The organism is Shewanella sp. SP2S2-4, from assembly GCF_031932025.1.
Classification (GTDB): Bacteria; Pseudomonadota; Gammaproteobacteria; order Enterobacterales; family Shewanellaceae; genus Shewanella; species Shewanella baltica.
The window spans coordinates 11,597-35,141 of record NZ_JAUOER010000008.1 but is presented as its reverse complement, the minus strand read 5'-3'; the positions used below and the strand labels follow the sequence as shown (position 1 = coordinate 35,141).

Sequence of the window (23,545 nt, the reverse complement as noted above, 5' to 3'; positions counted from 1 at the left end):
ATGAAATCAATCATCACTTATGGTACCTATGATCTGTTCCACTATGGTCATGTGAGATTATTTCAAAGACTCAAAGCGATGGGAGATAAACTTATTGTTGGTGTATCAACAGATGAGTTTAATTCTCTCAAAGGAAAAGTGGCTTTTTTTAATTACCAGCAACGTATAGAGATGATAAGTGCCTGTAAATATGTAGATTTAGTGATACCTGAAACTCACTGGCAGCAAAAAGCTAAAGATATTGTAGAACTCAATGTGAATATCTTTGGTATGGGTTCTGATTGGCAGGGGAAATTTGATTATTTAAAAGAGTTTTGCCAAGTGATTTATTTGGAAAGAACAGATGCTATTTCAACCACTGAAATCAAAACCAACTTGGCAGTCCCTCGCTCAAACTGCATCAGATTGCCATCCTCCGCCTTGATTAAGTGAGGTTCATCATGAAAACAAACTTATTTACTTCATTATTAAAGAAATGTATTTATGGTCTTTCATGGTTTTTTCCGCGGCAAGGAAATAAAGCTGTATTTGGTTGCTATAAAAACCTTTTTGCGGATAACAGTAAATATTTATATCTGCACTGGCACAAAAATAAATTTATGCATGTAATTTGGATTAGTGGTGATGCATCACTAGTTAACGCGCTGAGGAAAAAAGGATTTATCGCCTATGAACGATGGAGTTTAGAAGGTGTTTATCATGCACTAACGGCAAGATTTTACATATATAATAGTTATATTGGTGACGTCAATCAGTGGTTTGCTAGTGGTTCAATTAAAATCAATCTCTGGCATGGTTCCCCGTTGAAAAGGATTGAGTTTGATATAGACCACGGACCTCTAGCGCATAAGTATCAATCCAATTCATATTGGCAAAAAACTTGGCATTCCCTACTGTATCACCAAGAATATGTTCGACCTCAGTTGATGCTCAGTCCAAGTCCATTAGTTGACCGTTTATTTTGCAGCGCCTTCAGATTACAAAAAAAACAATTGCTCAGTTGCGGTAATCCAAGAACTGATTTTTATCGCCGCTATCCGGATAAATGTCAAAGTATCAATTCAAAACCTGATGGTACAAGCTATAAAAAGGTCATACTGTATGCCCCATCTTGGCGAGATGCCAACTTAAGTAATACTGAAACAGTACAATCCCCCTACGAAAAAGCCTTCAACTGGGGTGTGTTATCCCAGTTTTTAGTCAATTCAGACTGCTTGTTTTTGTTAAGATTACACCCGAATGAAAGACATTATGCTAAACACTTTAGTGCATACCCTAATGTAAGAGATATCAGCAGTTGGGAGGATGTCTACGGTATCTTACATCAAGTAGATCTGTTACTTACGGATTATTCATCTTTATTTATTGATGTATTACCGTTAAATATCCCTATAGTTTTCTACCTTTTCGACCATGAAAGCTATATTAAAAATAGCCGTAATTGTTACGAATATAGTCAATGTCTACCACAAGCTGGGCTAATTGCATATGGGTTCGAAGAATTAATAAACATATTAAAAAATAATACATCAAAAAAACAGACAGAAACGTTACATCTTGCCTATACACAATTACAAAAACTCTATTGGCAAGAAATGAATGAACATTCAGACTGCTTTGAGCTGCTTGAACGTTATATCTGTCGCCGCAATTTACTAAAGTCTCCATTAAATACACAAATTAGTTAAATAGGTCTTTAAACCAATCCCAAATTCCTAATGATATCTCGGGGAAAATATTAATACCTAGGGATGATTTCAGTAGATATAAGAGCAGCAGTCCAAACAGTACGCTCAGTAGCATAAAACCGAGCACTAATGTAGAGAAGGCCAGCAATGAAAACCGCTTTTCACGGCGAGTATAAGCGCGTTTATTTTTACCTAAGAGAAACACATAGTAAAAACGCCACTTAATAAATGGAAGCGAAAAAGTACCACGACTATCAACAAAATGCTTACCCCAAGTACGGTCACCTAAGGCAATTCTAATACCCATTAGTTGCTCATTCGTATAGCTATCACTTATCTCCGGCGGCAACTTTGAAAGTAACTTGGAAATAATGGGATCTTGTCGAATATTCGCTAGTTCGGCTATGTAAAACTCTTCTAATTTTTCCATTTTTTTTAAGAAAATAGTAACTCACATTATAGACCGAAAGCGATAAAGCCACAAAATACATAATGTTCTGGTCTAACACCATCGGACATATATGGGGTTCAGTCTGTGGTGGCTTAACAATATTAAGCCATTGCCAAGATTTGTTGAGGACGTGAAAGTAGAAAAAACTTCAAGCCGTTGCGGTCGAGTTCGACAGTGTTCCATGAATGGGAGGCAATCAAATCGACAAAATAGCGCTTCAAATCATCGGTAGTCAGGGTGTAGGGGCATCAGTTAAAATAAGTCGCAATGCGGCGTATCGCTCGGCTATAGGCATCAATGATTGCAGGCCGCTTGCCTTGCAAGGTTAAGTTGGTAAGATGTTGTTCATAAAGTAAATCAAAGCGTTGTTGTTCGAGAATGTCCATGATGATACTCCTAGGTTTGCGACCGAAGCAGGTCGCGTCTAGCAAGTATTTAGGATGAGGGGCAAAAGGATGGTTTTATCTTGTTCCTGCCGCAAAGCGGCTTCGTTCAACAAAGCGTTTAAGAGGGATTCATGCCGCGTGGCATTTTTTGTAAGCGATGAGTTTTATGGTGAAGGTCGTCTGCGGAAAGTTGATTTAGGCGGCATTCACCCCTTAACGCGGCGTTACCCCATAGAAATATTAATCCGAAACCAACTGATTAGAGTAAAAAAACTAACGCGTTTTTGTCCCAAAGCTTGCTGGGTATCTCCTTCATACAGACTGGTTACACTATTGCCCAAAGGGTGAGCCATGGTGATTAGCGAGACGACCGTCCGCCCCATGGATGGGGCGGTCGAGCATCCAAGGACGGACTAGCTGCGTGTCGGAGAGTGAATGCCATGGCAAGCCTATATGATTGAATACCAGCCAACACTTAGATCCCTGTGACTGAAATAGCAGGTCACCCAGTACAATTTGCCTACACCTTCTGTCCAAAAGTGAGTTGTGTGGTGTCGAGTGGAGATTGTACGATTAAGTCACGCTATATAATCAAAACAGCCAGTTCGTGTATGAGTTAGTGCAAAAAGGGGAGTCAGTTAATCTGACTCCCCTTTTTTAGAACGTTTGTTGGACTTACATTAAAACCTACGTTAGGCCCAAACTAGCGTAATGTTAGAACAATAAATGCGCTACACCCGCGATAACAGGCAGAGTCACTAAGGTACGTAGAATAAACACCACGAAAAGCTCAACGAAGTTGACGGGAATTTTACTGCCGATAAGCAGTGCACCGACTTCACTCATATAGATCAACTGAGTCACAGATAAGGCTGCAATTACAAAGCGGGTCATATCTGATTCAATTGAGCTGGCAAGGATTGACGGAATAAACATATCCGCAAAACCGACCACGATTGTTTTAGAGGCTTCAGTGGCTTCTGGAATATGCAGTAATTCGAGTAATGGAATAAACGGCATCCCCAGATAGTTAAATATGGGTGTGTGCTCGGCAATAATCAGTGCCAAAGTACCAATGGCCATGACGACAGGGAGAATGCCAAACACCATATCGACAACGTTTTTAACGCCTTCATTCAATACGCCTTTGATACCACCAGCACTGGCAGCTTTTTCTAAGGCTTTATCAAAACCCCAAGAGAAAGCATTGCGATCCGCAGGGATCAACTCATCATCTGGCGTGCGTGGGGTATCGTCTATGTAGTTGTCTTTCTTCCACGACAGCGGTGGCAACTTAGGCACAATCACAGCGGCAGCAAAACCGGCGAGACACACAGTCAAATAGAAGGGCACAAACATGTGCTCTAACTTAACTTGCGAGATCACGACTAGGCTGAAGGTAATCGATACTGCCGAGAATGTGGTGCCGATAACCGCCGCTTCTCTTTGCGTATAAAAACGTGCTTCGTATTGTTTGCTGGTCAGTAAAATACCGACACTGCCATCACCTAACCATGAGGCCATACAATCAATTGCACTGCGACCCGGTAGATTGAACACGGGGCGCATGATTTTGGTTAGCAGCGTGCCAAACAGTTCGAGTAGACCGAAGTTCAGCAGCAGCGGCAACAACATACCCGCAAAGATAAAAACGGAGAACAACACGGGCAGTAAGTCGTTTAAGACTAATGCACCTGTGCTTGAGGAGTTAATGGCCTCTGGGCCTAAGCCTAAATAGGTCAGCACGACAAACACCGCACCTATGATCCGCGTGATCAACCATAAAGGACTGACATTTAATAAGGCATTAAGGAAGTGATTCTGGGCCACAAACTTAGGCTTAAATGCTTTTGACAGCGAAGAGGCCAGCGCCGTAGCCACGATAATCATGGTCACTATGAGGGTTAACACGCCGCTCAATGCGCCTTGCAGTGCTTTAGAGATAATCGCGATAGGAATAGTGATCGCATCGTTGTAGCTGATAGGGGTCATAAATAACAACAGACCGATCAGCGAAGGGACGATAAAGGTGAGTATCGTCTTAATGTTTCGATTTTTATTTTCAGTAGTCAATTTTGTACACCTTAAAGTACGAGTCGTACATGGTAAATTTGAATTAATAGCCGCACATAACGCGCTGTTGACGCCAATTAAGGTGCATTTAAATTCAACTCAAAAACGAGAATGGGGAAGATTACTCGCTTAGCTTGTCTATGTAAAACGATTCGCTAGTTAGTTTGATATAAGCAGCAAAACAGCATAGTTATTTTACTTAAGTTGTCGGTGATATTAGGTCGATACTTCTGGATGGTTTCAGATAAAAAATTATTATAAACATGGCGTTATGGATTGTTGTTTCTGAGGGGTTAATCGCTTGTGTGATGATGTAGTTAAAACGATTGAGATGTTATTTTTGCACGAAAAAACATCATCAACTTTAGCCTTATAGCCCTATTGGTTGGTTTTTTGTGCGATTTAAGCGGACTGTCGTGATAACACTTTCTATATGGCGTGGGTGAGCACGCTTTACGAATACCACTGTGATGCTCAGTCTATTTCGCTGCTCGGCACATTTTTATGCGACAAGCAGTTAAATCTGCTTAGAGATAATAGTGATCTTCCTCAGCATCTTGATGTTTTGGAGGCTGACTAAAAAGTCGCTAATAACGATGAAAGTAAAAATATTATTCATAAAGCGGATACCCGCCGCTTTAAATCTTCTCATTTCCATGTAAGTTAGTATCATTCCTATCCAACTCAAGTATTCATGACTGCAAAAGTAGAGAAGGTTAAGATTAAAGGCGGCTCGACACTGGCCATTAAGTTTGGTTTTCTGGGGATCTTTGGGCTTTTAATCGGTATTGTGATGACTGTTTTAGGATTCGACGATGCCGAATCCCATCGCTTTAATTTTTTAAATCATACCCTAAGCGAATTGGGGACTTATGGTCATTCACCTTTTGCTGTGATCCTCAACGGGGGATTGTTTTTTGGCAGCTTAAGTCTCGTCTTTTATTGTTTGTCTTCGTTACAACAGGTGACATCTTTTTGGGGATATCCCTTTTTTATCAGTCTGGCATGCACTTTTTTAGCTTTAGCGAGCGTGGGATTATTTCCGGTGAACGTGTATCACTTGCACGTTTTAGGGCTGAAATGGTTTTTCTATCTGGGAAGTTTAAGTGCGATTTTCTACTTAGCTTTAGTTTTTTTCGGCAAGTCTCATTTTGGTCGCTGGACTGGGTTGTTAGCCCTCATTGTGCTGTGCAGCATGATGACGTTTCTGTATGCGCCGCAATTGGATTTAGGTTTGACCGAAGGGGATAGGCCGTTTTATCAGGAGATGGTATTGCAGCTACCGCGTCCTAGTTTGTGGTGGCCAGCCCTACTGGAATGGATAGGGCTGGGGAGTCTATTGTGCTGGACCACTGTGCTGCTTTTGAGTCAGTTACACTCCAACCAAGAGCGAACCAGCCAAGATCGAAATAGTACTGGTTAAACTCATTCCTTAAGTTAACGTCGACGTTTGCTTAAATCCAGATTATGGTTCCCGCTCAGATTCCTTGCTAGATTAAGCTCTGGCTCATGTTTAGGTCCAAGCTCAGGCTCTGAATCGGGCTAGGGATTGGCATGCACAGCAAGGCCTGCTTCTCCAAACCAATAGCCGTTACACTGGGTAGTCTCTAGGTTCGCGTCGCTGCCTATCGCAAAATCTTGAGCATTTTCAGGCGTGTTAATCGCATCGACCAAGGTATTGGCTGTGGTGATGCAGTCAAGACTACTGGGTGATACCCGAAACACATCCACGCCCATCTTTGCCATTGTCGTTATTTCACTGCGTAAATCTAAACAACTGGCGGATTGAGTTTGGATCCCATTGAGCCTGAGCAAAGGCTGCAGCTCTTGGGTTTGCGCGAGTAGCCCTTTGCTGTATTCACGGCACACTGTTTCACAATGATCTTTGGTGAGCTGTTTGTGCCTAGCGGTAAAGCAGCGCGCCGAATGGGCGAGGGGCAAATAGCCGTGGCCGAGGACCTCTACTTCAAATGGCGGCTTTTGTTGGATCACTTGGCTAAGCCAACCCTTTGATAGCTCCACTGGCATCACAAACCTTTGCATCCCAAATCGCTGCAAAATGTCTAAACTGGCGCGATTGTAGTTATTGATACTCGCGCCGCAGACGAAGGGCAGCTTGTGCTCGTTGGCGAGATAGACTGCCGCCATATCGTTCGCTTCGACCATAAATTCGCCGTTATTGACCTGGCGTTTCAGCTCAGTGTATTCCGATGGCGCTTCGATTAACGCCAGCGTTGAAATCACCACTTCTTTACCCGCCTGCTTAAGCATCTGTGCCAGTTCGAGATAATCGCCCCACTTGAGTTCACGTCTGCGGCTGCAAACGGCCTCGCCTAAATACACTAAGGGAATTTGACTGGCGGCGACTTGCTGATAAAAATCTGTGACCTGTTGTTTTTGCCAGCAATACAACAGCGGGCCTAGGGAAATATGCATTACTTATCCTTTGTTAATCTGGCGCTCTGTCCATTTACCTTTATTGCCAATCACGCTCGTAGGCGCCAAGTGTGGTGATTTGACCCTCGGAAACTTTTGCAAGGGCTTGTTCCCAATGGGGTTGGTTTTGGCTTGTTGAGTACAGTTCGGGGTTATCTCGATAGGTGTCTATGGCTTGGCGCCAAACTCTCGTAACTTGCTCAACATAGGCCGGGCTGCGTTGGCGGCCTTCGATTTTTAGCGACACTATGCCCGCCTTGGCGAGTTCTGGCAGTAGACTTAAGGTATTCAAACTGGTTGGTGATTCGAGCAAATACTGCGGCGAATCTTGATCTTCCGTGATGTAACGGCCTTTACATACCACGGGATAACCCATCTGTTCATCGAGGGCCGACTTATCAATCAACACATCATTGAGCAGCGTTAATCGGTTCTGACCTTCTTCCTGCCAGCGCACGTGTTTTGCCGGTGAACAAGAGCCGCCGGTGTTGGGCGATTGTCCCGTTACATAGGATGACAGCTGGCAACGGCCTTCGGCCATAATGCACAGGCTACCGAAGGCGAACACTTCTAAATCCACTGGGCTGACCTTGGCAAGGTCACGCACTTGTTTCATCGATAATACCCGCGGCAACACGACTCGGGCGATGTTAAAAGTTTCTTTATAAAAGCTGAGCGCGCCCAGATTGGTCGCACTGGCCTGTACCGACAAATGCAGCGGCAAGTGTGGGTAATGTTGATGGGCATAATTGAGCAAAGAAAGATCGGCGACAATCAACGCATCTATTCCCAGCTTAGCGGCGAGATCGATGGCTTGATACCAACGGTGTTCTTCGCCCGGTTTTGGAAAGGTATTTAAGGTTAAGAAGATTTTCTTACCGTATTTTTGCGTGAGCTCAGTGGCTTCTTGCAACTTTGCGGGGGTGAAGTTTAATCCTGCAAACGAGCGCGCGTTGGTGTCGTCTTTTAGTCCCAGATACACAGCGTCGGCTCCGGCATGCAATGCCGACTTTAGCGAGGCCAGATTTCCTGCTGGACACAACAGCTCCATAGTGATGCTCCCGATAAAATGATAGCCGCAGAGTGTAGGTAAGATTGAATGGCGATGAATTGATTTAAAACAGGTTTAAGATCATAAAATCCCGATAAACTGGGAGATATATGTTTTATTCTTGTAGGGTTCCCGCCATGTCCGCTGTTTTTTCCGCAAAAATCGCTCAACAACTTTTAGAATTCACCCCAAAAGCCATCGGCTTTCCCCTCGCTAAGATGCCTTTTAGTTTCAAAGCGAAAGCCATCAGCCAATTACTTGGGCTGTTACTCGCCGAACAAGCGGCAGACGATGAACTCGGATTTTTGACTGATAAATGGGTCGCGATTCAAGTGGAAGACTTAAACCTAGCCTTTGAGGTGAGTTTTAATGGCAAGTGGCAAGTCAGAAAATTAACCGATGCGCAGGTGACCTTTAGTGCCAATTCAGCCGAGCTCATACTCGTGGCAGCTGCAAAGGAAGATCCTGATACGCTATTCTTCCAGCGTAAGTTGAGTATTGAAGGCGATACAGAATTAGGGCTCGAAGTGAAAAACCTGCTGCTCAGCATCGAATTTGCCAGTATGCCGACTCCAATTCGCCTCAGCACTGCAAAACTCGCCGCAGTGATTGAGCGTCTGCAAATCGAAGCAAAACCAACAGTTATCCTCGCTAAGTCTCCAAGTTATTAATCAAGTGATTAATGCCATTTCGCGAGATTGGCTTCTGAATAAACCACTAAAAAGCTCACTAAGTTGTTACCTTAGTGGGCTTAAGTGTGAGTCAAAACTGACTGAGCTGATTTACTCGCTAGTAGCTTGCACTCAGTTGAACGCCCGAGTAATTAGCATAACCACGTAACATCACATGGTAAGTTCCCGCTTGAGTGACGGTAATCGAACAGCTTTCATTGTTACCGTTTTTATAGGGACGACAATCATAGCTGGTGGTCGTTGGGACAGTCCCTGCTTTGACATACAGATCCACGTCTCCAGTCCCGCCACTGGTGGTAATATTGAGTTGGCTATTCGCTGGGACGACGATTTTATACAGGGCTTCAGTTCCCGTTGCTCCGCTTAAATTCGTGACAGGTACGCCATTGGTTAAGCAGTTCGCATCGGTACAATTTCCGCCGCCATTAAGGTTATAGCTGGCGGTAAGCTGGGCGTTAGCATAATTGTTATAGCCTTGGACCATCACATACCAACGACCCGCCGCTGGCGCGGTGAAATTACAGCTCTCATTGTTACCATTTTGATATGGGCGGCATTGATAGCTGGTCGTCGTCGGTTTTTGTCCTTGGCTGACATAAATATCCGCATCGCCAGAGCCCCCCGCGAGGTTGATGCCTAAACTGGCCGCATTTGCGGGGACATCAATGTAGTAATAAGTTGCTGAACCTGTGGCTCCACTGATCGCGATACCCAGATTATTTTGCAGCTGAGTTTCGTCAACGGGGCAATTACTACTACAGCCACCATCATCGCTTGCAAGTGAAAACAGTAACTTATTCGGTGAGCCTGTCTTAGCATCTGTGACTTTGCCCGAAGTGGCGCGCGTCGCGAGTAAGTTAGTCACCTGTGCGGGTGAGAGGTTAGGATTTTCATCTAAGTATAATGCCGCGACGCCTGCCACATGGGGGGATGCCATTGAGGTGCCACTAATGGTATTGGTCGCCGAATTTGAGGTATACCAAGAGGAAGTAATGCTCGAACCGGGGGCATAAATATCTAAACAAGTCCCGTAGTTAGAAAAACTCGAGCGGGAATCGTTACTGGTGGTTGAACCAACTGTGATGGCATCCGCCGCGCGGGCTGGAGAATAATTACAGGCGTTACTATTGTCATTGCCGGCCGCGACGACGAAGGTGATCCCCGCAGCTACGGCGGCATTGACGGCATCATCTGTGGCTTGGGAGGCGCCGCCCCCTAAACTCATGTTCGCGACGGCGGGACCAGAAGCATTGTTTTTCACCCAGTTTATCCCAGCAATCACGCCAGAGTTACTGCCAGAACCTGAACAGTTGAGCACTCTGACACCCACCACATTGACGTTTTTTGCGACACCGTAGGTTGAGCCACCAATCGTCCCCGCCACATGGGTACCATGGCCGTTACAGTCAGTCGCGTCGTAATCATTATCGATAAAGTCATAGCCACTGCTTGCGCGGCCGCCGAACTCATTGTGGGTATTTAGCACCCCAGTATCGATAACAAAGGCGGTCACACCTGAGCCATCGTAATCCGTGTGATAGTTGCTATCCAATGGCAAGTTGCGTTGATCGATTCTGTCTATGCCCCAGGTCGGACTCGGTTGGTCCGCATTGGCTTCCATCATGGGCGTTACTGACATCACTTGATCTTGTTCTATGTATTTCACCTTAGGATCGCTACGCAAGGCTTTAATCTGTTGGGGGCTTGCATTGACTAATACGCCATTGAGGGCGCTGCCAAAGCTTCTCATCACTCTGACATCATATTGATTCACTAAACTCTCGGCCTGCTGAGTAGCAAACTCAGATATCGCATTGTTATTACTGAGATTAAGAACACTTGGGGTATTGAATACAACGATGTAAGTATCTTTGATGGCTTTAGATTGCGGCACATTGACCATAGTGGCTTGGTATTCATTAGCGTTAACAGGGAAGTAAGCAAGTCCAGTTGCGACCGCGACTGCTATTAAATGTTTCTTATGCATGTTGAACTCCATTTTCTTTTTATGTCTCCACGGACTTCGAGACATAATCCAATGTAGAAGGTATTTTCAACCTGCCCAGTTTAATGCTTAAGGCTTAGCTCATTCATAAAATTAAAATGTAACACTTGATTTACAATTGAGGCGTGAATGAGTTTGTACAGGAATAATGATTGAGCCGAACAAATAAGCGTCAAAATAATAACTCTCAATCCATTAAAGTGACACAGCTTGCAAAAATGGTGATTTATCAAGCGACATTATGTCTTGAACTATAAATTGTGAAGAAGGGATAAATACCGTCTGTTCGTTTTTTGACAGGCAGAACTAAACCAGTGTCAGTCTAAAGTAGTGTTTTTATGAAGCAGGTAATGAATGATCGGATTTATGCGCTTAAATGGTTTTACATACTGTTTATATGCATGTCTGTTGCATTGTTTTAGGCGGGGATGAGGGCGGATTTGACCGAGAGGTTAGATTACCACTCGGTCTGGGATGTGATTAAGCTTTTTGCGTTAGCACGGCAAATTTCACTAACAACTCGTCGTTGGATTCGACGCGGTTTGGATCTGGGTCGATGCAATCAATAGGGCAGACAGACACGCAAGTGGGTTTGTCGTAATGCCCCACGCATTCGGTGCAGCGGTCGGGATCGATCTCATAGATCTCTTCGCCCATAGTGATGGCCTGATTAGGACACTCAGGCTCACACATGTCGCAGTTGATGCAGCTATCGTCGATCAGTAATGCCATACCTTAACCTAGTTCATGTGGGTTGCGCGTATCCTGACCTTGGGGCAGGTTACGCAGCAAAATACCGTGGCTCAAATCGACCTCTTTCGGCACGGGCAGATACACAGTGTGCCCCGAACCTAAGCCCGCTTCAACCGCTTCTGACTTGCGATTCTCGAGTTGTTCGATCGTTAGACTGATATTACCCTGCGGCGTCATCAGCTCGACACTGTCGCCAACGGAAAACTTGTTCTTCACTTCGATTTCGGCCAATCCTGCAAGATTACGTTTGCCCGTCAGTTCACCTACAAATTGTTGGGTGTCACTAACTGAGTAGCCATAGTCATAATTTTGATATTCATCATGCACATGGCGACGTAAAAAGCCTTCGGTATAACCACGGTGGGCGAGTCCCTCTAATTGATTCATTAGGCTGCGGTCGAAATCTTTACCCAATGAAGCATCTTCAATCGCGCGGCGATACAACTGTGCGGTGCGGGCAACATAATAAAAAGACTTAGTGCGGCCTTCAATTTTAAGTGAGTCTATGCCCATTTTTGTTAGGCGCTCAACGTGTTGAATCGCACGTAAGTCCTTAGAGTTCATGATATAAGTACCATGCTCATCTTCAAAGGCTGGCATGTATTCGCCGGGACGATTGGCTTCCTGCAGTAGGAATATTTGATCTGTAGGTGCACCTGCACCTAAAGTCGTCGGCGTTTCGATTTGCACTGCATTAGGCATGGCAATGATGTCGCCGCTGTCGTTTTGCTGCGCTTCGTGTACATCGTATTTCCAGCGACAAGCATTGGTGCAGGTGCCTTGGTTTGGATCGCGTTTATTGATATAACCCGAAAGCAAACAACGGCCTGAATACGCCATACACAGGGCGCCATGCACAAAGACTTCGAGTTCGATATCGGGGCAGCGTTGACGAATTTCTTCGATTTCATCTAAGGATAGTTCGCGCGACAGGATCACGCGCTTGATCCCTTGGGTTTGCCAAAACTTGACCGAGGCCCAGTTGATGGCATTGGCCTGTACGGATAAATGCACTACCTGATCGGGAAAGGCTTCACGCACCATCATGATTAAACCCGGATCGGACATGATCAGCGCGTCTGGCTTCATCGCCACTACGGGTTCCATGTCCTTGATATAGGTTTTTAGCTTGGCATTGTGGGGTGCTATGTTGCTCACAACATAGAGTTTTTTACCCAACGCATGGGCTTCTTGTATGCCTGTGGCAAGGTTTTCCATTTTGAAGTCATTGTTACGTACCCTTAGGCTATATCTCGGCTGACCGGCATACACAGCATCTGCGCCATAGGCAAAGGCGTAGCGCATGTTCTTCAGGGTTCCAGCTGGAGACAGCAACTCAGGTTTAAACATAATCACTCTCAAATTGGTTAATTAATCGATGAATAAATGGCGCGGTGCGCGGGGGCGGGATTTTACACAATGAAAGTAGGGTTATGCAAATTGCCTTCACTAACTTTAGTGGTACTTCACATTTTGCGAATATAGGGCGTTTAGCGTGAGCGAGCAGCGAGGAACATTTCAGCTCTGGTGATGATTACTGTAGAAGATTAAAGCCGATAATTAAGCCAAAATTGATAACGCAATCATACAATTTATTAACGTCCGTTGCTTTTTTCTACGTATCTAATGACGGTCAGCTGATATACTCCAACTATCCAATGTTCATGTTTACAGATTGATGGGAGCTAAGATGTCTACCGAACATCTACTGTTAGTCAGTTTATTAAAAAAACTAAAAGATGATGCTTTAGTGCTACCGACGTTGCCTGAAGTGGCGATGCGGGTGCAAGAAGTGGTCGGACGCTCCGATGCGAGCCTTAAACAAGTGGCTGAAGTGATCGGCCAAGATGCGGCGATTTCTGCCCGTATCATTAAGGTGGCCAATAGCGCCTTATACAGCCGAGGCGTACCCGCTGAAAGCATTAACAGTGCGGTTTCTCGCATTGGTTTAATTCAAATTAAAAGCATCGCAACTTCGGTGGCGATGGAGCAATTATTCATTTCCACCAATGAAATGGTGTGGGAAGTGATGGATGAAGTGTGGCGCACCTCAATCGATGTGACCGCAGCCGCCTGTGCCATGTTGCAGATGTATAATAAACGCCATTCAACCAGTCGATTAAATTTTGATACCTTAACCTTAGCCGGACTCGTACATAACATTGGCGCTTTACCTGTGTTGACCGAAGCTGAGGCGCAGCCGCATTTATTTACGAGCATTGATCAATTACGCGCGCTCGTTCGTAAAATGCAGGGGCCATTAGGTCGTGCTGTGTTAAAGAGTTGGGATTTTTCTACCGAAGTGATGGAAGTGGTTGAGCGCTGGGCCGATTTACCTTATCTGCCCGATCACGTCACCTATCTCGACTTTATCCGTGCAGCGGCCTTCTATACCGGTGAATTACGTGCAGGCACTGAGTTAGAACAACGTCTTGGTGTGTTTGTCGCCCGCGGTTTACCCGTGACAACCGATGATTTAGCCAGTGATGAGTTTATGGAAAAATTCCATTCAATTAGAGAAAGTTACCAATAATCGTTAGGCCTAAATGGAACTCAAATGGCACGTGAACACTGAATTGCAGTGCCATTTGATAATAAGCTTACGCGGTAAAGCAGAGGCCAAGGTATGTTCGAAATCGGGTTAGTCGTTGCTTCGCTCATTTTATTGATATTTTCATTGTATATATTGCAGGCAAAATATAGGTCGCTACGGTCACAGCAAAAGTTTTTAGCACAACTTTGTACCCAATTAGAACAACAAAAGATTGAGCGCCAAGCTTTAGACATTGGCATTGTTCCCCAAGAGTTTGCACCTCTGTACCATACCTTAGATGAGTTATTGAAGGCCTTACCCGCAAGTGTGGGTAAGGATAAATTGACCGGGCTGGTGAATCGCGTTGGCTTGAAACGTGCGCTGGCCTCTATGATGCCGCTGACTCAAGGGACGCTAGTGCTGATTGATATTTATCGATTTCGCTATGTAAATGATCTTTTTGGGTTTGTATTTGGCGATATCTTGCTAAAGCAATTTGCAGAACGGTTAAACAGCTTAAGTTTATCTCCAAGATTAATCGCACGGCTCAATGGCGATGAGTTCTGCCTATATTACGAGCAAGCGTTGACTGAAGAGCAACTCATTCATTTAAGAGGCCGTTTGCAGGTGCCTTTTAGCATTAAGAACACGCCTGTCAGCGTTAAACTTCAAATCGGTTGTGTGCATTTACATGAACACCACGCCGACACGAGCCAGATGTTACGTCGCGTCGATTTGGCGCTGAAGAAAGCCCGCCACTCTCGTAGCGCGATTGCTTACTATGCCGAGAATGATGATATTCAACAGTTAAGAGAACTGAGAATTATCGATAGCTTGCCCAAAGGTTTACAACGCAATCAAGTGTATATGGTGTATCAAGCGAAACAGGATATTGCGACGGGACGGTGTTTTCAGGTTGAAGCCTTGATGCGCTGGGAGCACGACGAGCTTGGGGTTATTTCTCCTGGCGAGTTTATCCCCTTAGCCGAATATGCTGGCATGATTGATTTAGTGAGCCAATGGGCACTCGACCAAGTGTTAGCGCAGCAGGCAAAATGGCGCGCTGCAGGGATACAATTGTGCGTTGCAGTCAACCTATCAACACGGGATCTTGACAGTGAAACCTTGCCCCAAGAAATTGCGGCGAGATTGGCGCATTACAAACTTCCGCCAGAATCCTTAATGATTGAAATTACGGAAAGTACCTTAATGGCGGATTTAACTAAGGCGGTCGAAACCTTAGATAAAATTCGTGCGTTAGGGGTTAGGCTCGCAATTGATGATTTTGGTACCGGTCATTCTTCATTGGCTTATTTGAAGCATCTACCCGTTAATGAAGTCAAAATCGATAAAGCCTTTTTAAAGGATCTTGAGCAGGATAAACCGTCGGAATATATCCTCGAAGCCAGTATTAATATTGCTAAAAAATTAGGTTATGAAGTCACAGTCGAAGGGATCGAAACCCTTGAGATTAGAGATAGGCTGGTCGCTATGGGCGTCGATACCCTACAAGGTATGTATTACGCTAAACCTATGCGTGCCGCCGAACTTGAAATGAATTGGGCTAAGCTGCATCACATTTAAATCAGCCATTCATTAAACCAACTCTGAGTAATGTTAGACCCAGTAAATCCGACATCAATTAACGTTAGGACCAATTAACGTTAGGGCAGCTTTAATGAGTCGTTGCTCGCCCCATTCCTATGGGGCTCTAACGATCTTCATTATCGCTTTAGTCAAATCGCCCGTATTAGTTTTGCACCTTTGAGGCAAAACCTTGGCTTAAAACGGCGATTAACTCCGCTGGCATAGGCGCTAATTGGCGAGCTTGATTCATACATACCATCTCAATTGTGGCGGTGACGGCAGGCTTTTTACCTTGTGGACGCCAAATCTCCTGCTGCCACACAGTGCGGTACTTGCTTTCGAAGTAAAACTGAGTGCGCACATCGATAATATCGGCAAACTCCACCCCTTCATGGCACAGCATATCGCTACGATACACAGCGAAACCCAGCTGGTTTTGTTGCCACAAGGCACTTAAACGCTCCGCACCAATTACATGCTCACGGGCACGCTCGAAGTATTTCAAAAAGTTGGGGTGATACACCACGCCAGAAAAATCAGTATCTTCATAGTAGATTTGCACTGGAAAGGAAAAGGTCGGGCTAAATTGCGGCATGGGGTTAAGGTTATTCTAGGGAGTATTATGGCGCATTAGTTTAGCGGCTTATCTCTTTAAACAAAAGTAAGCCCGTGATCAATCTGTGATTAACTCATATTCAAGAAATATCACGCTAATCAGGCAGTAAAATCGCACTATCGTGCCTAACTCATTAATCCCTTCCTATACTGATAGCTGGAATACCTTTCTTATGTTGATTTGCTAGGTTGAGAGCTTCATATGAGCGAAATAAAAAAATCAGAAATATTGACCGAAAGTGGCACAAATGAACTCGAGATTATTGAGTTTCATCTGCATAAGATTCTCCCTAACGGCGGCCATAAAGTCTGTCATTACGGGATCAATGTCGCCAAAGTGCGGGAAGTGATTCGGGTGCCAGAAACCTCCGACTATCCCAATGCACAACCGCATATGGTGGGGGTGTTCTCGTTGCGAGAAAAGCTGATCCCTTTAGTCGATCTTGCCGGTTGGCTTGGCATATCGACACCGGAGGATTTAACCCATAAGGTCGTTATCGTCACTGATTTTAATAAGATGATTAATGGCTTCTTAATTGATAGTGTTCGCAGCATTCATCGGGTGTCGTGGGAGCAAGTTGAATCGCCGAGTCAGTTTTTAGAAGCGGGTGAAAATGATTGTGTCGTTGCCGTGGTTCGCCGTGATGGCATGCTGATTATGATATTGGATTTTGAGAAAATTATTGCCGATATCAATCCCGAGCTGAGTATGGATAAGTACGATGTCACCCTCGACAGGAGCGTGCTGATTAATGACAAAATGCTGGCAAAACGTGAAGCGAAAACCATTTTGGTTGTCGATGACTCCGCTTTTATTCGCAAAATGATTGAAAATACGCTCCGCAGTGCAGGTTATAACATTATTACTGCTAAAGATGGTGGTGATGCGCTTGAAATGCTAATGGAATTTGAGAGTCTGGCTGAACAAGATAATGCCTCTATTTCTGATTTTGTCAGTGCCGTTATCACGGATGTTGAAATGCCTCGCATGGATGGGATGCATCTGGTTAAACGATTAAGAGAATCCAAGGCATACCAACAAATGCCGATTGTGATGTTTTCTTCCCTAATGAGCGAGGATAACCGCACAAAGGCGATGGCATTGGGGGCGAATGACACTATTACTAAACCCGAAATTGGCCGTATGGTCGGTATGATAGATAAATACGTATTCGAAGAGTAATGCCATTTCATTACGCTGCGATATTTGAATATCAGATACTTAGTACTAGAAATGCCAATCGCAGCTACCAAGGTCTTGAGAGATTCTTCAATGACAAACGATATAAAAGTAAAAAGCCATATTCACCGAAGCGAATATGGCTTTTTTGTAGGGTAAACTTCGCGACTAGCGGATGATCATTTGATCGCGCTCAGGTCCAACAGAAACCATGCTAACGCGCACACCCATTAGGGCTTCAATACGTTCAACATAGTGTTGTGCGGCCACTGGCAGGCTCTCGAAGGTGCGACAACCGGTAATATCTTCGCTCCAGCTTGGCATTTGCTCATACACTGGGCTCAACGCGGCAGTTTGTGGCCAAATTGGGTTCTCAGTGTGCTCACCTTCATAGGCAACACATATTTTCAGATCTTTCATGCCTGATAGGCAATCAATCTTAGTCAGGGCAATTTCAGTTGCCGCTTGCAGCTCAACACCATTACGGGTGGCAACAGCGTCAAAGTAACCCATGTCACGTGGACGGCCTGTGGTTGCACCAAACTCGTTGGCGTTTTCACGGAACGCGTCTTGCTCTTCCATTGCCGTCACTAACGTGCCTGTACCTACTGATGAGCTAAAGGCTTTCGCTACCGCAATTACGCGCTCTGGGCGTAGCGCAGGTAAACCACTACCGATACCTGCGTAAGCCGCAGTCACGTTTGATGAGGTGGTGTAAGGGTATTCGCCGTACACTAAGTCGCGGCCAGCACCTAATTGCGCTTCAAACAGTAAGCTTGCATCTTGTTTTTGTAATGCTTTTAATGGCTCAGTCACATTGCAAATAAATGGACGCCATGGCGCAGTCACTTCTAATAACCATGCAGTCATTTCAGCGGCAGTTTGATTAAAATCACAGCTTGGATAAAGTGCCTTTAATTGTGGCATTTTCCAGTCGAGCATAAATTGAATACGTTCTTGCAGCACTTCAGGTTGGTTTAACCAACCGACTAAAATGCCTTTTTTCATCACGCGATCACCATAGGCAGGTGCAATCCCTTGACGGGTTGAACCATAGGCTAAATCGCCAAGACGTTGTTCTTCTAAGGTATCTTCTAATGCATGCAAAGGTAAGCACAGGGTCGCACGGTCAGAAATGCATAATTTGACTTCAACACCTGTTGCTTGTACTTCAGCAATTTCAACGCTGAGCTTTTCTGGGCTGATCACCATGCCAGGGCCCAATACTGCAATGCAGTTAGGGTTGAAAATGCCACTCGGTAATTGATGTAATTTAAAGGTGCCATAGTCGTTGACTACGGTATGTCCGGCGTTGTTACCGCCTTGAAAGCGAATACTGGCAGCGGCATCCGCGGCTAAATAATCTACGATGCGGCCTTTGCCTTCATCACCCCAATTTGCACCCACAACCACGATAGACGGCATAACATCATCTCCACATTGATTAAGACGCTATGCTAGACCCGTCATTTGAATAAGAGAAATTAATTATGGTTATCATCTCAATAAGGATTTCATATATCATTGGTGATAATTAACGCTAATACTCTGCAATAGGGGGTTTTATGCTCGATATAAATTGGTTAAAGACTTTTGTGACTTTGGCTGAACATAAGCATTTTGGCAAAGCGGCCACGGCGCTGCACATGACGCAGCCCAATGTTAGCTTGCATATTAAGCAGTTAGAGCAAAGCACTCGGGTCAAGTTGATTGATCGTAATCCCTTTCGATTAACGCAGGCAGGGTTTCGTCTGTTGGAGACGAGTCAAAAGACTTTGATGGAGCTACAAATCTGTCAGGCGGATCTCAATGCGATTAACGACCTTAGTCAGGGTACCTTGACCATCGCCGCCAGCGACATTATCTCGCGGTTATTGTTGATCCAGCCGTTTCAGCTCTTTAAGGCGGAGTTCCCTGGGATTGATTTCTCGCTGCTCAATACTACCTCATCCCAAGCTTCTGAGTTAGTGACCAATGCCGAGGCGGATTTAGGGTTTGTGATCGCGCAAAAGGAGAGTCAGCCACTGCATTTTACTGAACTACAACAGATTAAATGGTGTGCAATCGGGGACAATTTACAACAATGGCAACAGGCAACGCCTTCTGTGGATACGCCCTTAGCCGAGCAACCGACGTTAATTCTACTGGGTCACGATACGCGAACTCGCGAATTGCTCGATCCCGCACTGCCGTCGCTGAACTTGCCGAATTACAGAATTATGGAGGTGGGCAGTGTTGACGCGCAAATCGATTGGGCCGAGGCGGGATTTGGGGTGGCGATAGTGCCGGAGTTTTCGGTTTATACTAAGGCTAATTTGACCACTAAAGTCACCCCTTTGCCGCAATTCCCCACAACCAGTTTGGGCTATATTGTGCGCCAGAATCAGATCCTGTCTAAGGCCATCAAGCAGCTATTATATTGGGTGAATCAAGAGATCATTCGCTCGCAGCGATAGGGATTAGTCAGCGACTAAGAGTAATTTTTCGTATTGGCCTGTGGCTTTTAGCTGTGATAAGCCCGCATCGAGTTGGGTCGCTAAGGTCTGCGCCTGTGGATTTTCCTTCGAGAAGGCTAAAAAAATATCGCTGCTATGGTTAGCAAATACAGGAATGACGTCATCATCTACGCCCATTTTTTTCAGGTTTTCTTTCGCGACTAAATCGAACATTAAGGCGGCATCTATGCGTCCAATCAACAATAAATTAATTAATTGCTGCTGATTAGCGACGGTGACGATATTGAGCTGTTGCTGTTTGACTAATTTGGGAAACTCATCGCCATACTCATAGCTTTTAATTACTCCAATAACCGCGCCTTTTGGTAGTGCCCATTTGTTGTCAGCCAATATAGGTTTTTGTTTCTTTTGATAAAATGATGCGGTAGCAACAAGTAGTGGGGTTTTGCCAAAGATAAAACGTTGCTCGGTGCTGATCTCGCGGGTGACATTAAATACCCCGTCTACTGCGCCTTTTTCTGCCATCATCAAGGCACGAGAATAGGGCACGACTAAGCTATTTACTTCAATATGCGACTGCTTAAAGGCGGCTTGAATTAAACGGTGGGAAATACCTTGGCCAAACTGATTGGCAAAGGGCGGCCAACTGTCTTCTGCAGCTAAAGTTATCGTCTGAGGTTGGGATTCTGCGGGCACGGCATTGCTTTCTTGGGCGAATGCCATGTTATAAGCCATGGATGCGAGTAATAAAACGATGCTAAGTATCAATGCTGATGGCAAATTTAATGCCTGCTGCATCCTGAGCTTCACTCTGTTCCCTACACGCATTTTGCTTCCATCTCCCTGCTTAATATATGGCTTTTATAGCATAAAGAATTATATCTAGACTAATGATTTGAATATTAATTACAGATAGTTAGTACTTTTGTGAAGTTTATAGGGTATTTCAGCAACCTCCATTCTCCGCTTTTAAGTGAGATTTTGCGCTGGGTAACGAATGAATTGACTTAGGATTCTGTTAAATAGAATAGAATAAAATAAAATCGATAAACCTCAAAACTGTCATCAAACGAACCGCTAACGTGCTTAGTGAGGTTCGTTTGATGGTGATGTGTGTTGATGTTAGCAATGCTATTTGACCTTAGTGGCTGGCATAGTAAACCAAGTCTTATAGGGCTGATACTTGTCATAGCACCAATGGAATAGGGTGCTGTAGAAGAAGAAAAAGATCAAAAAAACCGCTTCTAAGCCCATGGCTGCCAACCAGCCTATCTGTAAAAACCAAGCGATGGTCGGTATGCTAATGAAAATAAGTCCCCCTTCAAATCCAAAGGTATGCAGTATTCGGGTTTTTAAAGTGCGTTGCTCTCGATTTGCCCCAAATACTCTGTCGAATCCTAGGTTGTAGAAGTAGTTCCATACCACGGTATAAAGACTCAAAGCGATACCGACTATGACAAGCTCACTGGTTCCCTTGCCTGATATGAGGGCAGAAACCGGGATAATAATCGCGAGTGCAATCGCTTCAAAGAGTAAGGCGTTAAAGATACGTTCTGTCGTTTTCATGGCTATTTCCCATTCATTCAATGTGACTATGGCCATAATTTTATCTAGTATAGGGATAACTAATAGTTAGATAGTATCGGTAAAAGCGATATGTTTAGTCTCGAACAACTCGAAGCCTTTATGGAAACCGTAGAATCTGGTTCATTTTCGAATGCCGCAAGGCAACTTAAGAAAGCACAGTCCGTGATTAGCCAGCATGTGATGAATCTTGAAATTGACTGTGGAGTTGAGTTATTTGACCGTTCGGGTCGTTATCCGGTATTAACGGCCGAAGGCAGTAAATTACTGCCCTACGCAAGAGCGACGATTCTTCAACATAGAAGACTTAAACATACCGCCTTATCGCTTTTTAGTCGTCAATCTTCAGAAGTGTGCCTTGCGATGGATGAAGGCATTCCTATACAGAGAATATCGGAAATTATTCAGTTGTTAGAAAGTGATTTCCCTAACATCGAACTCGAGTTTCTCAGTGCCTCAAGTATAGATATTATCGACATGGTACATTCTGGAAGAGCATCTACAGGACTGATTTTTAGCGAATTATCTATGCCAAGTAGTATAGATTTTGAGAGTATTGGTGTGATTAAATTCGATCTTTATGTGGCGAGTTCGCATCCCTTAGCGAAATCAGTTGCACCGAACATGGACTCATTGCGACTGTATCGACAATTATGCATCCGCTCACGTAATACTAAAACCAGCAGTTTTCAGCAGGCGTTCAGTCCTGATGTTTGGTATGCCGATAACTATTATGTGTTATTGGAGCTCGCATTACAGGGCCATGGTTGGTGTCTGTTGCCAGAGCATATGGCATCCAGCTCAGTTTCATCGGGTAACTTAACTCGGGTCCCCATAGAATTTGAGCAGATAGGCTGGTATGCAAACGTCGATGTGATCCAGCATCAAGATAAAAGCAGCCTGCCATTATTGAAACGACTCAGACAACTGTTTAGAGAACTCTTGGTTGTGCAGAAGTAAATGGCTGGGCAGAAATAAAGCAAAGCATAAATAAAACCCCAGTAAGTGAGGACTCGACTGGGGTTATTGTTTGTGCACATCAGGATTTATGCATTAGGATTTATGGTTCAGGACTCATCATTGCGCGGAAAGTTAGCCAGCACTAGCTCGGCCACTTTGCGCAATTCATCCGGACAAATCCCACTGGTTGCTTGTACCGCCATGCCTTGCAATACAGTGCCGACATAACGGGCAAGCAGCAAGGGATCGGCGTCATAGGGCAAATCCCCTTCATCTTTGGCGCGTTGCAGTCGTTCGCACAGGGCGATTTCACCGTCGCGGCGACGATTAATCAAGGTATCTTTAATCGCTTGCCCTGCTTCACTGCAGGTTAATGCCCCTTGAACAATCAAACATCCCTGCGGATGGCTTTTATCCACAAAAGAGCTCGCGGCCCCGAGCAGCATCGACTCGACCACCAGATAGGCGGTTTTCTGCTCAAGTGCGGGATAGAAAAACGCACAGGGGCGTTGTTCATATAATTCTATCGCTTTGAGAAATAACTGCTCTTTATTGCCGAAGGCGGCATAAAGGCTTGGCTTATTAATGCCCATAGCTTGGGTTAAATCGGTTAACGATGTACCTTCAAAACCTTTGCGCCAGAAGACTTCTAAGGCTTTGGCTAATGCATCGTCAGTGTCGAAGGCACGTGGGCGACCTACACAGGGCGTCTGGGTGACGGTTGACATCATTAGGCTCCTCAATTCTCAGTTGCCCCTAGGATAGACATGGGTTTAGTCCATGTCCAGCCACACTTGCTGACTGATGACCGACTAAGGGGATTTGTCTACTTATCCCGAGCTCAGGTTACTTAGTCATTCAAGCTGTCACCTAAGTTCAGCATTCAATCCGTGTCAGTCAGCGTTCGCCTCAATATTCATAAAAATGCTTTGAAGATCAAACTTGTGGCTTTCCGCCTAAGGGCGCATTGCAAAGTAAAGGTCAGTGCGCGCTTTTAATTTAATACCAATCGGTACATAAATTTGTTGACAGAGTCATTTTACGCTATATATTACCGTCCAGTACATAATATTTTTTACCAGTCGGTATTTAAAT

General features: G+C 44.7%; 22 protein-coding genes. 9 read left to right on the top strand and 13 right to left on the bottom strand.

Features of this window, described 5'->3' with window-relative positions:
* Entirely contained in the window at positions 1–432 is a 432-nt protein-coding gene (locus tag Q4Q54_RS08350) for an adenylyltransferase/cytidyltransferase family protein (RefSeq protein WP_006083676.1), read from the top strand.
* A gap of 8 nt (positions 433–440) precedes the next feature.
* Entirely contained in the window at positions 441–1,688 is a 1,248-nt protein-coding gene (locus Q4Q54_RS08345; protein ID WP_006083675.1) for a CDP-glycerol--glycerophosphate glycerophosphotransferase, read from the top strand.
* Here Q4Q54_RS08345 and Q4Q54_RS08340 read toward each other — a convergent pair.
* The 3 genes from Q4Q54_RS08340 to Q4Q54_RS08330 form a co-directional block, all read right to left on the bottom strand.
* The gene (locus Q4Q54_RS08340) at positions 1,681–2,118 is read right to left on the bottom strand and encodes a hypothetical protein (RefSeq protein WP_006083674.1); all 438 of its coding nucleotides are present in this window, start codon (positions 2,116–2,118) and stop codon (positions 1,681–1,683) included. The two genes, Q4Q54_RS08345 and Q4Q54_RS08340, sit on opposite strands and share 8 nt — an antisense overlap.
* Before the next feature lie 269 nt (positions 2,119–2,387).
* Positions 2,388–2,525, bottom strand: coding sequence for a hypothetical protein (locus tag Q4Q54_RS08335; protein ID WP_237709435.1), 138 nt, complete (start codon positions 2,523–2,525; stop codon positions 2,388–2,390).
* 714 nt (positions 2,526–3,239) lie between these two features.
* Positions 3,240–4,598 (bottom strand): YjiH family protein, encoded by a 1,359-nt coding sequence (locus Q4Q54_RS08330; protein WP_311988195.1) that lies wholly within the window; start codon positions 4,596–4,598, stop codon positions 3,240–3,242.
* Positions 4,599–5,292: 694 nt separating this feature from the next.
* On the opposite strand from Q4Q54_RS08330, the gene Q4Q54_RS08325 reads away from it, so the two are divergent.
* On the top strand, positions 5,293–6,021 hold the full coding sequence (locus tag Q4Q54_RS08325; RefSeq protein ID WP_311988194.1) for a hypothetical protein: 729 nt from the start codon (positions 5,293–5,295) through the stop codon (positions 6,019–6,021).
* A gap of 119 nt (positions 6,022–6,140) precedes the next feature.
* Here Q4Q54_RS08325 and Q4Q54_RS08320 read toward each other — a convergent pair whose 3' ends face one another.
* Positions 6,141–7,034, bottom strand: a complete 894-nt coding sequence (locus tag Q4Q54_RS08320) for a U32 family peptidase (RefSeq protein ID WP_311988193.1) — start codon at positions 7,032–7,034, stop codon at positions 6,141–6,143.
* A gap of 40 nt (positions 7,035–7,074) precedes the next feature.
* On the bottom strand, positions 7,075–8,085 hold the full coding sequence (locus tag Q4Q54_RS08315; RefSeq protein ID WP_311988192.1) for a peptidase U32 family protein: 1,011 nt from the start codon (positions 8,083–8,085) through the stop codon (positions 7,075–7,077).
* Between the two features lie 137 nt (positions 8,086–8,222).
* On the opposite strand from Q4Q54_RS08315, the gene Q4Q54_RS08310 reads away from it, so the two are divergent.
* Positions 8,223–8,756 carry an SCP2 sterol-binding domain-containing protein gene (locus tag Q4Q54_RS08310; protein WP_311988191.1) on the top strand — a complete coding sequence of 178 codons (534 nt, stop codon included), beginning with the start codon at positions 8,223–8,225 and terminating at the stop codon, positions 8,754–8,756.
* 118 nt (positions 8,757–8,874) lie between these two features.
* Here Q4Q54_RS08310 and Q4Q54_RS08305 read toward each other — a convergent pair whose 3' ends face one another.
* The 3 genes from Q4Q54_RS08305 to yegQ all read right to left on the bottom strand — a co-directional run bounded on the left by Q4Q54_RS08305 (position 8,875) and on the right by yegQ (position 12,885).
* Positions 8,875–10,764: a S8 family peptidase gene (locus tag Q4Q54_RS08305; RefSeq protein ID WP_311988190.1), complete on the bottom strand. Its 1,890-nt coding sequence runs from the start codon at positions 10,762–10,764 to the stop codon at positions 8,875–8,877.
* Positions 10,765–11,262: 498 nt separating this feature from the next.
* Positions 11,263–11,514, bottom strand: coding sequence for a YfhL family 4Fe-4S dicluster ferredoxin (locus tag Q4Q54_RS08300; protein WP_006082676.1), 252 nt, complete (start codon positions 11,512–11,514; stop codon positions 11,263–11,265).
* A 3-nt stretch (positions 11,515–11,517) separates the two neighbouring features.
* Positions 11,518–12,885: a tRNA 5-hydroxyuridine modification protein YegQ gene (gene yegQ, locus Q4Q54_RS08295; RefSeq protein ID WP_311988189.1), complete on the bottom strand. Its 1,368-nt coding sequence runs from the start codon at positions 12,883–12,885 to the stop codon at positions 11,518–11,520.
* A 340-nt stretch (positions 12,886–13,225) separates the two neighbouring features.
* On the opposite strand from yegQ, the gene Q4Q54_RS08290 reads away from it, so the two are divergent.
* Together Q4Q54_RS08290 and Q4Q54_RS08285 are read left to right on the top strand one after the other, a co-directional pair.
* Positions 13,226–14,068, top strand: a complete 843-nt coding sequence (locus tag Q4Q54_RS08290; RefSeq protein ID WP_006082674.1) for an HDOD domain-containing protein — start codon at positions 13,226–13,228, stop codon at positions 14,066–14,068.
* Positions 14,069–14,161: 93 nt separating this feature from the next.
* Positions 14,162–15,652 (top strand): bifunctional diguanylate cyclase/phosphodiesterase, encoded by a 1,491-nt coding sequence (locus Q4Q54_RS08285; protein ID WP_311898014.1) that lies wholly within the window; start codon positions 14,162–14,164, stop codon positions 15,650–15,652.
* Positions 15,653–15,818: 166 nt separating this feature from the next.
* Here Q4Q54_RS08285 and Q4Q54_RS08280 read toward each other — a convergent pair whose 3' ends face one another.
* A complete protein-coding gene (locus Q4Q54_RS08280) occupies positions 15,819–16,250 on the bottom strand; it encodes a thioesterase family protein (protein ID WP_106651272.1) in 432 nt (143 codons plus the stop codon).
* A gap of 222 nt (positions 16,251–16,472) precedes the next feature.
* Between Q4Q54_RS08280 and Q4Q54_RS08275 the strand changes: the two genes are divergently transcribed.
* Complete coding sequence (locus Q4Q54_RS08275; RefSeq protein ID WP_311988188.1) at positions 16,473–17,453, top strand: chemotaxis protein; 981 nt, start codon at positions 16,473–16,475, stop codon at positions 17,451–17,453.
* Positions 17,454–17,618: 165 nt separating this feature from the next.
* On the opposite strand, the gene Q4Q54_RS08270 is transcribed toward Q4Q54_RS08275, so the two are convergent.
* A complete protein-coding gene (locus Q4Q54_RS08270) occupies positions 17,619–18,875 on the bottom strand; it encodes an adenylosuccinate synthase (RefSeq protein WP_106651270.1) in 1,257 nt (418 codons plus the stop codon).
* Between the two features lie 140 nt (positions 18,876–19,015).
* Here Q4Q54_RS08270 and Q4Q54_RS08265 point away from each other — a divergent pair, with 140 nt between their 5' ends.
* Positions 19,016–19,906: a LysR family transcriptional regulator gene (locus Q4Q54_RS08265; protein ID WP_220777574.1), complete on the top strand. Its 891-nt coding sequence runs from the start codon at positions 19,016–19,018 to the stop codon at positions 19,904–19,906.
* A gap of 3 nt (positions 19,907–19,909) precedes the next feature.
* Here Q4Q54_RS08265 and Q4Q54_RS08260 read toward each other — a convergent pair whose 3' ends face one another.
* Both Q4Q54_RS08260 and Q4Q54_RS08255 read right to left on the bottom strand, forming a co-directional pair.
* Positions 19,910–20,734: a transporter substrate-binding domain-containing protein gene (locus Q4Q54_RS08260; RefSeq protein WP_311988187.1), complete on the bottom strand. Its 825-nt coding sequence runs from the start codon at positions 20,732–20,734 to the stop codon at positions 19,910–19,912.
* A 303-nt stretch (positions 20,735–21,037) separates the two neighbouring features.
* On the bottom strand, positions 21,038–21,472 hold the full coding sequence (locus Q4Q54_RS08255; protein WP_220590881.1) for a PACE efflux transporter: 435 nt from the start codon (positions 21,470–21,472) through the stop codon (positions 21,038–21,040).
* Positions 21,473–21,562: 90 nt separating this feature from the next.
* Between Q4Q54_RS08255 and Q4Q54_RS08250 the strand changes: the two genes are divergently transcribed.
* The gene (locus Q4Q54_RS08250; protein WP_311988186.1) at positions 21,563–22,450 is read left to right on the top strand and encodes a LysR family transcriptional regulator; all 888 of its coding nucleotides are present in this window, start codon (positions 21,563–21,565) and stop codon (positions 22,448–22,450) included.
* 107 nt (positions 22,451–22,557) lie between these two features.
* Here Q4Q54_RS08250 and Q4Q54_RS08245 read toward each other — a convergent pair whose 3' ends face one another.
* Positions 22,558–23,181, bottom strand: coding sequence for a TetR/AcrR family transcriptional regulator (locus Q4Q54_RS08245; protein WP_259526967.1), 624 nt, complete (start codon positions 23,179–23,181; stop codon positions 22,558–22,560).
* Positions 23,182–23,545: the final 364 nt, after the last annotated feature.